Source organism: Bacillus tequilensis (assembly GCF_012225885.1).
Lineage (GTDB): Bacteria > Bacillota > Bacilli > Bacillales > Bacillaceae > Bacillus > Bacillus tequilensis.
Map to the genome: position 1 here is coordinate 3,325,354 of NZ_CP048852.1, position 12,353 is coordinate 3,337,706.

Sequence of the window (12,353 nt, forward strand, 5' to 3'; positions counted from 1 at the left end):
ACGCATCAAGCGGAGCCTCATCCTAATGTGTGTTTACGACTATTCTCACTTCATATTGTTCCATCGTCAGGTCGCCTGCCAATATATCTCCTGTCATCATGTCCTTCACACTCTGATCAAACGTAACCAGCTGCTTTTCTTCCGTAAAGTTCATGATAAAAACATAATCATGGTCCTGATCCTGCCTTGCTTGTACGGAGACGCCTTTTCCGTGCCGAACCGGAAAAACAGGGGAAAGAGACAGGTCTGTGATGAGCCCTTCATAGAAATCCCGATGAAATTGATCTTCCAAACGCGCGCCGATAAAATACGCCTTGCCCTGCTGATATTGATGGCTTGTCACCGCTGGCGTACGCGCGTAAAAATCTTCTTGATACACCGCTTCTGCTGACGCAGTCTTTAACTCAATCACGGTTGCATAGTCCTTCATTTCATATGTTTGGCTGCGGTAGCTGACAGCATTTCGATCCTTTGGATACAGCGTGTCGGTTTCAAGAGGCTCCATTCCGAAAATAGCTTGAAGATCCGGATGCCATCCGCCTATATACGTTAAATCATGTTCGTTCACAATCCCGCTGATATATGTCATGACTAAGGTGCCGCCATTAGCTGTAAACGCTTTTAAACGAGAAATGGTATCTTCACTGATTAAGTACAGCATCGGGACGATCAGCAATTTATATGGTGAAAAGTCTTGTTCTTTCGTGATGACGTCGACAGGGATATCGTGTTCCCAGAACGTGCGGTAATGCTGCTGAAGCGTTTGCGCATAACGTTTTGTCTCCTTGGCAAACCCCTGAGCATCCTCGAGCGCCCAGTGATTTTCCCAGTCATATAAAATAGCGGTTTCAGCAGGCCTCTTCGTTCCGACAACCTCGGACAGCTGTTCTAATGTTTTGCCGACTTTGGCTACCTCTTGAAAGACGCGGTTCTTCGGGCTATTGTCATGCCCCACAATCGCCCCGTGCAATTTTTCTGATGATCCGCGTGATTTGCGGTATTGGAAATAGAGAACGCTGTCCGAACCGTGGGCGATCATCTGCATGGATGACAGCAGATTCATGCCCGGGCGCTTCGCCTTGTTCACGTCATGCCAATTGACCGCGCTTGGCGTACACTCCATTAATAGGAAAGGCTGCTGCTTCAAGGTTCGGTACAGGTCATTGATGAAGCCGACCTTCATCGCCAAATCAGCTGTGCTTTCCCAGTCATTGTGCCAGACCGGATAGGCATCCCAGCTAATGACATCGACATGCTTCGCAAATTTGCTGTAGTCGAGGCCCTGATACGGAATCAAATCCGGTGTGTCAGCCATAAAGTTTGTTGTGATAGGGATATGGGGCGTCAGTTCTTTCAGCGGAATGATTTCATTTTCATAAAACGAGATCGTTTGATCGGTAACGAACCGGCGCCAATCTAAATTCAGGCCATGCAAGCCATTTTCACCGATCGGCGAAGGGCTTTCAATTTGTGACCAGTCATTGAATGTGTGGCTCCAAAACGAAGTCCACCACGCGTGGTTCAACGTCTTGAGGCTGTTGTCATATTTCGATTTCAGCCACTCTCTGAAAGCATGCTGGCATAGATCGCAATGGCAGTCTCCTCCGTATTCGTTTGAAATATGCCACATGAACAGCGCCGGATGGTTGCCGTATCGTTCTGCTAACAAGCGGTTGATGTTCCGGGTTTTTTCCCGATAGGCCTTTGATGTGATGCAGTGATTATGCCTTCCGCCGTGCAGCTGTTTGACTCGGGCAGCATTGACACGCAGCACTTCGGGGTAGGTTTGCGACAGCCAGGCAGGACGGGCTCCGCTCGGCGTTGCCAATATGACACGTCCGCCTATGCTGTGAATCCGTTCAAAAATATCATCAAGCCAGCCAAATTGATACACGCCCTCCTCCGGCTCAAGCGCGCTCCACGCAAAAATGCCGACAGAAAACGTATTCGTATGAGAAAGCTTCATCAGCTCGATATCATCGGCTAAAATATCGGGCCGATCAAGCCACTGATCAGGATTGTAGTCTCCTCCGTGAAGCATAAATTCCGCTTCTGTTACGCGCTTTTTTTCGAGCTTTGACATCATATTTTCCTCCCTATTCTCTTAGCCTTTCGTTCCGCCTGCGGTTAATCCGGACACAAAATTCTTTTGCAGCATGATAAAGATGGCGGCAACCGGGATGCTGATGAGCAAGGCTCCGGCCGCAAATGTCGTATAGCTGGCCCCCATGACATCATTCACTACATTAAATAGGCCGACGGGCAATGTATATGATTCAGGCGTTCTCAATATCGTTGAGGACAGCACAAAATCTCCAAGCGGGCCGGTAAACCCGTTCATGGCGACCACGGCAGCCATCGGTTTTGATAATGGCAGAATGATCCGGAAAAATATTTTTGTGCTGCCGGCCCCGTCAATCTTGGCGCTTTCGTCTAAATCCATCGGAATAGAGTCCATGTACCCTTTCATCAAATACGTATTCATCGGGATCAGGCCGCCGATATAAAGCAGGATTAACAGCCAGTGGCTATTGATCATTCCCAAGATTTGCGCCAATACAAACAAAGCGATTAAAGCCGAAAACTGAGGAATCATTTGCAGCAATAAAAAGAGGGTTAATGCGTATGTCCTCCCTTTGAACCGAAAGCGCGAAAACGCATAGGCCGTAAACGTGATGCAGAGCAAAGACCCGGCCATCGTAAACAGGCTGATCTTCATGGAGTTGATATACCACTGCACATATTGAAGGCTTTCTTTGCCTGCAAATAATTCCTTGTAATGGTCGAAAGTCGGATGCTTCGGAATGATGGATGTACTGATCAAGCTATTGCCGGGGTTAAAGCTTGCGCCTGCCGTCCAAAGGAGAGGATAAACCGACAGCCGCACACAGTATGAGTACGGAATACGCTTTTACCATTTTCATTGATCGTCACCCTTTCGGTATGAATGAAAGCGCTTTTAAAACAATATAGCACGACTGAGAAAATGTGTAAACAAACTATTTACTCCCACAAGTAAACTTTTTTATCCAATAAAAAATGGCTTAGCATCCTAAGCCATTGTTAATTCATACTCTTTCTGACGATTAATTCCGCGCCCACATATAATGTTTTTACCGTCTTTCTCTTGTCCTGTACCTGTTCAAGCAGCATTTCAACCGCATTTTTGCATAATTCATGTATATCAATATGAAACGTCGTCAGAGGAGGCGAGACATACTTCGCAAAGCTGATGTTGTTGATACTCACAATGCTTACCCTGTTTGGTATCGCAATTCCTTTTTCGTTCAGTGCCTGCAGACAGCCTACTGCAATCGGGTCCGCCGCGATCAAAAAAGCAGTGGGGAGCTGATCGCCTAATGTGTCAATGGCTGCTGTCATCAAGCGGTAGCCGTTGTCTACAGAGAATCCGCGATGACAAAAAATAAAACGCTCGTCCAGCATGCCTTTTTCGCTCATATAGGATCTGAAGGTTTGTTCACGGATGTCCATTTCATCCTGGTTGGTGTTCGGATTTTTGTATGTGCCGCCGATAAATCCGATGGTCTGATGCCCTTTTTCACTCAGAATATTTACTGTCTTTCTTGTCATTTGGGCTAAATCAGGCCTTACCGAGTCAAAATGATCGGGATCAGGTGTTGAATCGATAAAGACGCCGTTGTCAGTGAGATGTCTGAGGAAAGCCAGTTCTTGATCAGAAAATGTGCCGACAGCTATAAACCCTTCCGTATGTTCAGGAATGCTCTCGATTCCATCCGATATTTTATAGGTGGTCATATCGACATTGAATGCTTTCGCCAGCTTCTCCACTTCTAATCTCATCGTTTTAAAATAGACATCCTCTAATTCCTCTTTATCTGTCAGCCAATATAAAAACGCAATATGTTTGACTAGCGGCCTCACTGTTTTCTTGCGGTAATTGAGCTTTTCCGCCGCTTCATAGATTTTCTCCCGTGTCTCATCAGGAACAGAAAGGCTTTCATCGTTATTTAAAACGCGGGAAACGGTTGAAATCGAAAATCCAGCTTCCTGCGCGATATCTTTAATTGTCGCCATTGCATCTGCCTCCATTATTCAGTTCGCGTTCATTTTAGTAAAATATTTTACTTTCTTTTCTGAAAATGTCAAGCGCGCATAGCCCTTGCTGCATTCAAGGAAAAAGACTGAACCATTTGCGGCTCAGTCTCGAGTGTTTATATCATTTCGGCACTTGCGGAATTGCCCGGGAAATGAGTTGATTATTGCACATTTTCCTCGAAATATCCCGAAAGCACATTTTCCACATTCGTCAAATGCGCCAGCATGGCGGCTTCTGCCTGCGCTCCATCCTGTGCAGCCACGGCATTGTAAATCCGTTCGTGCTCCTCATACAGCCGCTGGACTGAGGTCTTTTTGGAAAACAGCCAGATTTTCCGTGTTTCTCTCATCGTTTCCAGCAGCAATGATGATACGTGGTTCATCAAGTGTTTAAGAAGTTCATTTTGGGAAGCGTCCGCAAGCGCAAGATGAAATGCGAAGTCTGCTTTCTCGCCCAGCTCCCCGTCCGCTTCAATGCTGCCCATTTCCTCTAATGCAGCATGAATTCTTTCGAGATCGGCTGCCGTCCTTTTTTCAGCCGCTAATGACGCCACGCCGATTTCAAGCAGTTTTCTGACCTCGAGCAGCTGCTTGACGTCCTCTTTTTTCATGAGAAGGGCGGCTGAGAGCGGCTGAGAAATTTGGTTGAGTTCAAATTCCTTCAGGTACGTGCCTTCTCCCTGTTTCATTTCGACAAGCCCCATCGCTTTTAGCGCGGAAAGCGCTTCGCGAACCGCTGAGCGGCTGACTTGAAAGCTTTCAGCAAGCGCCTGAACCGAGTCCAGTTTATCTCCCGGCTTCAAATCGCCGTTTTTGATCATATCTAATAGCGCATCCGCCACTTCTTCGTATATTTTCTTTGTTTTAATCTGTTTGTATTTCAATGCAATTTCACCCCGTAACTTGTAGGTCTGGCTGTTTACGATCTATTATACTCTGTTTTGGGGGCCGCCAAAAGATTTTGACAATTTTGTCAAAAAGTCTTGTACTTTGATTTTTTTCAAAATATAATGCTAGGTAACTGGTCGTATTACCTAGTCATCAGATGATCATATCATCTATAGAAACCGCTCACACATAACGCCAGTTTATGTTTCAAGGAGGGGTTTGGGATGCAATGGACACAGGCATATACGCCTATAGGGGGAAATTTGCTTTTATCAGCGCTTGCCGCACTTGTACCGATCATTTTCTTTTTTTGGGCGCTCGCGATTAAACGGATGAAGGGGTATACAGCGGGCTTGGCCACATTGGGGATCGCCCTTGTCATTGCTGTATTGGTTTATCGGATGCCGGCGGAAAAAGCGCTGATGTCCGCGACACAAGGAGCTGTATACGGGATTTTACCGATCGGCTGGATCATTGTGACGTCTGTTTTTTTATATAAAATCACGGTAAAAACGGGGCAGTTTGATATCATTCGCAGTTCTGTTCTCTCCATTACGGATGACCGCCGGCTTCAGGCGCTCCTGATCGCTTTCTCATTCGGGGCTTTTTTAGAAGGAGCTGCCGGCTTCGGGGCGCCCGTCGCCATTTCTGCCGCGCTTCTGGTCGGTCTCGGCTTTAACCCTCTTTACGCGGCGGGCATCTGTTTGATCGCCAATACGGCGCCGGTCGCCTTTGGGGCGATTGGGATTCCGATTACAGCCGTAGAAGGGCCGACAGGGATCCCGGCGATGGAGATTTCGCAAATGGTCGGGCGCCAGCTGCCGTTTTTATCTGTATTTATTCCTCTTTATTTAATCATCATTATGAGCGGGTTCAGGAAAGCCTTGGAGGTCTGGCCTGCGATTCTCGTTTCCGGTGTTTCCTTTGCTGTTGTTCAATATCTCAGTTCCAATTTCTTAGGACCAGAGCTGCCTGATGTTTTGTCGGCACTTGTTTCAATGGCTGCGCTTGCTGTGTTTCTGAAAGTGTGGAAGCCGAAAACAACATTCCGGTTTTCCGGTGAACAGGAATCAGCCGCCGCGATTGAAATGGCGAAAACGAATCCGGCTGCGGCTGCGTATAGCGGCGGACAGATTTTTAAAGCTTGGTCGCCATTTCTGCTGCTGACGGTGATGATTTCTATATGGGGTATTCCAGCTGTCAAATCCGCGCTGACCGGGCATTATGAAGGCTCTGCTGTTTTTTTGAAGTGGCTGGATGCTGTTGGCGAAAAACTGACTTTCGCACCTGGTGTGCCTTTTTTGAACAATCAAATTGTCAATGCTGACGGTACGCCGATTGAAGCGGTTTACAAGCTTGAGGTGCTTGGTTCGGCCGGCACCGCGATATTGATTGCCGCTGTGCTGTCAAAGTTCATCACGGCCATTTCGTGGAAAGACTGGGGAGCCGCTTTTAAGGAAACGATCCAAGAGTTGAAGTTTCCGATTTTGACTATCGCTTCTGTCGTTGGTTTTGCCTATGTTACCAATTCCTCGGGAATGAGCACGACACTCGGGATGACACTTGCACTGACAGGTTCGATGTTTACCTTCTTTTCGCCTGTTCTCGGCTGGCTCGGCGTCTTCATTACCGGCTCAGATACTTCTGCCAACCTGCTGTTCGGCAACCTGCAAAAAGTCACCGCGTTATCGGTCGGCATGGACCCTGTTCTGTCTGTCGCCGCCAACTCTTCGGGCGGTGTGACAGGGAAAATGATTTCACCGCAGTCAATTGCGGTGGCGTGCGCAGCGGTAGGACTCGCCGGAAAAGAGTCAGATCTTTTCCGCTTTACCATTAAGCACAGCCTGTTTTTACTGCTTCTCGTCTGCATCATTACCTTTTTGCAGCATCATGTGTTCAGCTGGATGATTCCTTAAAAAATCCTCCCGTCACGGGAGGGAATCATCATGTCAGTTTTAACGATCCGAAAGCTGCAATGACGGCAGCCAAGCGCGGTTGTTTGCACTATAATTTTTGCTCTGGCCCGCATCCTCAAGGAATCCATTTTGATAATGAATCGATAAAACCAAGTCAGGAACGGTATCATACCCAACTGATGCAAGATGCTTTACTTCAGATCCGTAATGAGATAACGCTACTAACGTAAAGTCTTTCGTTAATGGATCTTTTTCTAATGCTTCACGATACACATCTAAAATGTCACGTCCGTCCTCTGTCACGAAAGTTCCATTTTGTGCTTGAAGATCACCAAGATGATAACCGGTTTTCTCATATATTTCTCGAACGGCTTGATACTTGTCGTATGCTTTTTTCTCAAATTGTGTGGAATCATCTGTCCTGCTTCCGATAATATGTTGAAATAATTCTTTGCTGTTACTGCCGCTATTCAAAAGGGCTTCAATCGTGTCAATTACCTTTTGATCATTGGTTCCTGTCACTGTTGCAGCATAATCAAATGGGGTAATGGTAAATGTTAATTTTGTATTCTTTGGAATCGTCAGGTGTTGGCGATCAAAGAGAAGGCCAATTTGTTGATTCACAACATCTCGCTGAAATGCTTTTGCTCGATCATCCTCATTTGGTCCAGACATATCAACATGCCGAAACGCCGCATCTCGCATATTGTAACACTGCGCTTTTCCTTTATAAAGCCACTCTGTCTCATTGTCATATGCTGCTTGTCTCTCTTCGTTTGTTAAATCATGACGAAAATATGGTGAATTGACATTTTTATATTTGTCGCGTATATAACCAATCGGATTCTCTTTTGATAAATTGATTCTATTGATTCGGCTATATTTTTCATTGAGTATTTTAATTTTAATGTCACTTTCGGAAACATATGGATTTCTGCTATGGATTAACGTTTCCTCACCTGTATCCACAACTGTTTTCTCGTTCGCTAATTGATATCGTTTTGCGACCTCATTCTTCTCACTCATTACCGATTCTCTAGAATAATTGATTTGTTTCAGACTGCTGCTCTGTATGGACGATGATTTTTTGTAAGCATGGAACTGATTCTCCTGTTTTGAGACTGTATCTTTTTTGCGGATGGATGAATGACTTTGCTTATTGATTTGTTGTGCTAAGTGTTGCAGCTTTACACTATCTTTTATGCGCATACCAATTCCTCTTTTCACATTTACTCTGTTATGGATGATATCGACAAATAAATCAATTTTTTAACATTATAAAGGAAAATAATGTAATATAACATATAATCTAGGGGCGTTCGTAATAAAAAATGGTTATATAATAATAAAAAAAAAGTTGTATGTTTCTTTTACTAGTTTCATTGTTTTATCTGTGATGTTGTTCACTGCTTTTACCTTCACTCCATGTCAACAGCAGCATATCTCGGTTATTGGGAATACCCCCCATATTCAGATCCAACAAAATTAAAGTCTGGTGAAAATGTCGCTTATTATAAATTCACTGCTCAAAATGAACAAAAAAACAATTAACTGAATCGTTTAGACCGAAGATAAAGTTCCATTTTTTCATGGAAAACTTTCTTATAAAAAATCATTTTCTCATACACGTTTGATGTCTAGACACAATTTTTACAGGATGTGAGGGCGTTCAAACAGGAGAGTTGGTCGTAAGTCGTCTCCCCTTACATTAGTAAAATCCTCCCGTCACGGGAGGATTTTATTTATATCGTTTTCTTGCTGCTGATGACGGAATGTTCATTTGATCGCGGTATTTTGCCACGGTTCGTCTGGAGATTTGGATCCCGCGCTGTTCACATAGCAAATCGGCAATCTTTTGATCTGAAAGCGGTTTTGTTTTGTCTTCTTGATTGATAAGTTCTTGAAGATGCGTTTTGACTGCGTAGGTAGACGCATCTCCATCTCCTGAAGCCTCAGCTTTTGCTGAGAAAAAGAGTTTCATCTCAAACAGTCCGTACGGCGTTTGTATCGTTTTTCCTTTAATTGCCCGGCTCACAGTTGATTCATGAAGGCTTAGGCAGTCCGCTATCTCCCTGAGAGTCAGCGGCTTCATTGCGCTTCGCCCTTTCAGAAAGAAATCCTTTTGGCGTGCGATCAGCTCATTGACAATTCTCGTAATCGTCTGTTTTCGCTGCCGCAGCGCACGGCTCAGCCAGCGCCATTCCTGATATTTCGCAGATAAATAAGAGGCGGTGTCCTGGCAGGAGCCGGATGATAACAGCGCGCTGTACTGCGGTTGCAGTTCAATATCAGGAAACGAGCGGGTATTCAGCTCCGCTGCGATGTGCCCGTTTTTCACGGTGATAAAAATGTCGGGCTCGATATACATATCTTGCTCTGGCCGTGCAAACAGAAGGCCCGGTCTTGGATGAAGCGCGCTGATGCTATCAGAGATATCCTGAATGACATGAAGCGGAAATCCAGTTTCGTTTGAAAGCGTTTTCCATTTTTTTTGTGCAAAATCATCAAAATGATCTGAAACAAGCATTTCCGCTTGTTCATTTCTTTTCGGCAGCCGTTTTAATTGAAGCAGAATGCATTCCTGCAGAGATCTTGCGCCGATACCAGCCGGCTCTAATGACTGGAGTTTTGCCAAAACAGCTTCCGTTTCCTCGGTCGAAACAGATAGGCGCCGCGCTGCCTCCTCCACTTCATCTTCTAAATACCCATTCGAATCAAGCGAATGAATCAGATAATTGAAAATCTTTTTTTCAGTCTTTGTCAGTTTCATATCGAGTGACTGGTGTTTTAACGCATCCTGCAATGTTTTTTGCGGATCACTTAGTTGAAGGCCCGCTTCCTGTGCATTCATCCTGTTTTTGTTTGTTTTATGGTAAGATAGTGGCGGTGTGTCTGTTTCCTTTCGTTCAATAAGAGGGTTTTCCAGTGAGAGCTCATCAATGTATTCGGCGAGTTCTGCCGAATGATAGCCTAGCAGCGTGATGGCCTGCCTGAGCTCCTGTGTCAGTTGAGGCTTTAATACTTGTACTTGCTGAAGTTTCATATCCATCTTGCTCACTCCCCTTTCTTCATTTTACATGATTGAGATCACACCGTATACATTTATGAAAAAGGAGCTGCCAAAGAAATGTCTGAACTTTTTTCCGTCCCTTATTTTATTGAGAATTTCAAACAGCATATTGAAATGAATCAGTCTGAGGATAAAATCCACGCGATGAACAGCTACTACCGTTCCGTCGTCTCAACGCTTGTGCAGGACCAGCTGACGAAAAACGCAGTCGTCTTGAAACGGATTCAGCACTTAGATGAAGCGTACAACAAAGTCAAACGGGGAGAATCAAAATAAACCTTCCGCTCACATGTGAGCAGGAAGGTTTTCTTTCTTTGAGGCGTTCTGGATGAGCCGGGTGTTTGGCACTCCTTCCATCCAGGTGTGATAGTAATTGGCGTTTTTCCCGTACGAATTATCAATAACCGTGTTTTCTTTTTGAAGAAGAGAAGACAGGATGTGGCCGTGCAGTCTAGATGTTTCCACCGATTCGTAACGGCTGAAAAAACGAATCGCTTTTTTGACGATATAATCCGAGTATTTTTCCCATATATACGCGATGGACAGAGGGTTGCCCGCTTTTTTGTTCAGAACGTTCAATGTTTGCAGAAAAGCGATCGTCCTGCGGTCTGAAGATGACAGCACCGTGCTCCAGTCGTAGCTTTCCGCTTTTGCGTGTTCCTGAAGCTCCCTATTCGCTTCATGATCTGTTCTGATAAATCTCAGCTTTTGGCTGAGCGGCTGCTCCGTGGGAACGACGGGAAACAGCTGATGAGCCATGTCAGGCAGAAGCCTAATGTGATTGCTTATAAAATAAGCCCGTGCCGTAGCATAGGAGACGTTTTCCCTTGTGATGATATGGAGGTTTGCATGCTTAGAACATATCTTTGCCGTCCGTTTGAGATTGTCTTCGTTTTGGAAATAAATCGATTGCGGCAAGATCACAATTTTATGGTTCGGATAGGTTTGGATGATCTTCTCTCTAAAGCTTTGATAATACGGATACAAATCCCCAAAGTTGCCGCCTCCCTGGCAGACGATGATGAGATTCGGGTCGAGCTTTCGGCCGACGGGGAAATTGTCGGGATTCCAGCGTTTCTTGACCCGTATTCCGTGTTCCTTAAAAAAGGCTTCTGTCCCCTTCATAATAAATAAATCCCCTACATTTCCGTATAGAGGATAGTCAGCGTATATGATTTCGGATTGTTTCGGAATGATGTCGAGCAGCCCGGACAGTTTCTGTTTCAGGCCGATCATCGAATGCTTGCTGTCCATGTTTTCACCTCGCCAGTTTGGAATAAGTGTACGAGCACATCAATGACCCTGTCTTGCTCTTCTTCCGTCAGATTTGACCCTGATGGAAGACAGATCCCTCGCTTGAAAAGATCATCGCATATGCTTCCTGTATCTTCATGAGAATAAAATAAAGAGCTCTTAAATAGCGGCTGGGTATGGAGCGGCTTCCACAGCGGACGCGCTTCAATGTTTTCTTCTGCAAGCCGCTGAACCGCGTCATACGGGCTCAGTCCGTTATCAAGTGTGAGCGTGGTAAGCCAGCGGTTGGATACGCCTGCTGCATGCTCCGGCATAAAGCGGACGCCGTTTATGTGACCTAGTGCGTGTTTATATCTCGTAAAAATGGCCCTTCTTTTCTCCACCCGCTCATCCAGCACTTCAAGCTGGGCAATGCCTACGCCGGCGAGGATATTGCTCAGCCTGTAATTGTGCCCGATTTGGCTGTGCTGATAATGAACAGCCGGGTCACGGGCCTGCGAGGCGAGAAATCTTGCTTTCTCAATGGCGGCTTCATCGTCTGAAACGAGCATCCCGCCGCCTGATGTGGTGATGATTTTGTTCCCGTTAAATGAAAAAATGCCGAAGCGTCCAAATGTCCCGCTTTGCTTCCCTTTATAAACTGTGCCAAGAGATTCAGCTGCGTCCTCAATCACAGGTACTCCGTATGCATCACACAGGCTGACGATTTCATCCATTTTCGCGCTTTGCCCATATAGATTGACGGCAATGACCGCTTTTGGCAGCTTTCCGTTTCTTTTCGCATCCTCCAGCGCTTTTTCAAGGGCTTTCGGCGACATATTCCACGTATCAGGCTCAGAATCAATAAAGACGGGCACCGCTTTTTCATACAAAATCGGGTTGGCGGTTGCCACAAATGTGAAGGACTGGCAAAACACGCTGTCTCCTTCTTTTATCTCAAGCAAACGCAGCGCCAGATGAATCGCCGCCGTTCCTGAGCTGACCGCAGCTGCTCCTTTTGCGCAGACGCGTTCAGCCAGTTGTTCTTCAAATGCATTCACGAGCGGACCAAGCGGCGCAATCCAGTTTGAACGAAAGGCTTCTGAAATAAAGCGCTCCTCTCTGCCGCTCATATGAGGGGGAGATAAATAGATTTTTTTATTCATATA

General features: G+C 45.6%; 9 protein-coding genes and 1 pseudogene. 2 read left to right on the forward strand and 8 right to left on the reverse strand.

The genetic code is table 11. The features are described from left to right. Positions 1 to 22 precede the first annotated feature (22 nt). The 4 genes and pseudogenes from ganA to lutR form a co-directional block, all read right to left on the reverse strand. Positions 23 to 2,086: a beta-galactosidase GanA gene (ganA, locus tag G4P54_RS17595; protein WP_167873377.1), complete on the reverse strand. Its 2,064-nt coding sequence runs from the start codon at positions 2,084 to 2,086 to the stop codon at positions 23 to 25. 18 nt (positions 2,087 to 2,104) lie between these two features. Beyond that, positions 2,105 to 2,875, reverse strand: a pseudogene (gene ganQ, locus G4P54_RS17600) (galactooligosaccharide ABC transporter permease GanQ); the annotation flags it as partial. Between the two features lie 188 nt (positions 2,876 to 3,063). Further along, positions 3,064 to 4,056 (reverse strand): galactan degradation operon transcriptional regulator GanR, encoded by a 993-nt coding sequence (ganR, locus tag G4P54_RS17605; RefSeq protein WP_167873378.1) that lies wholly within the window; start codon positions 4,054 to 4,056, stop codon positions 3,064 to 3,066. Positions 4,057 to 4,238: 182 nt separating this feature from the next. Next, entirely contained in the window at positions 4,239 to 4,961 is a 723-nt protein-coding gene (gene lutR, locus G4P54_RS17610; protein WP_024713461.1) for an L-lactate utilization/bacilysin biosynthesis transcriptional regulator LutR, read from the reverse strand. A 228-nt stretch (positions 4,962 to 5,189) separates the two neighbouring features. Between lutR and lutP the strand changes: the two genes are divergently transcribed. Next, entirely contained in the window at positions 5,190 to 6,881 is a 1,692-nt protein-coding gene (gene lutP / locus G4P54_RS17615; RefSeq protein WP_167873379.1) for an L-lactate permease LutP, read from the forward strand. Between the two features lie 39 nt (positions 6,882 to 6,920). On the opposite strand, the gene G4P54_RS17620 is transcribed toward lutP, so the two are convergent. Next, positions 6,921 to 8,090 (reverse strand): DUF4885 family protein, encoded by a 1,170-nt coding sequence (locus tag G4P54_RS17620; RefSeq protein ID WP_167873911.1) that lies wholly within the window; start codon positions 8,088 to 8,090, stop codon positions 6,921 to 6,923. 529 nt (positions 8,091 to 8,619) lie between these two features. Further along, positions 8,620 to 9,930 (reverse strand): RNA polymerase factor sigma-54, encoded by a 1,311-nt coding sequence (rpoN, locus tag G4P54_RS17625; protein WP_167873380.1) that lies wholly within the window; start codon positions 9,928 to 9,930, stop codon positions 8,620 to 8,622. A gap of 78 nt (positions 9,931 to 10,008) precedes the next feature. Between rpoN and yvfG the strand changes: the two genes are divergently transcribed. Then, positions 10,009 to 10,227, forward strand: coding sequence for a protein YvfG (gene yvfG, locus G4P54_RS17630; RefSeq protein WP_003235267.1), 219 nt, complete (start codon positions 10,009 to 10,011; stop codon positions 10,225 to 10,227). Between the two features lie 9 nt (positions 10,228 to 10,236). On the opposite strand, the gene G4P54_RS17635 is transcribed toward yvfG, so the two are convergent. Continuing rightward, on the reverse strand, positions 10,237 to 11,205 hold the full coding sequence (locus tag G4P54_RS17635) for a polysaccharide pyruvyl transferase family protein (protein ID WP_167873381.1): 969 nt from the start codon (positions 11,203 to 11,205) through the stop codon (positions 10,237 to 10,239). Beyond that, complete coding sequence (locus tag G4P54_RS17640) at positions 11,184 to 12,350, reverse strand: DegT/DnrJ/EryC1/StrS family aminotransferase (RefSeq protein ID WP_167873382.1); 1,167 nt, start codon at positions 12,348 to 12,350, stop codon at positions 11,184 to 11,186. The genes G4P54_RS17635 and G4P54_RS17640 overlap by 22 nt, the downstream gene beginning before the upstream one ends. Positions 12,351 to 12,353: the final 3 nt, after the last annotated feature.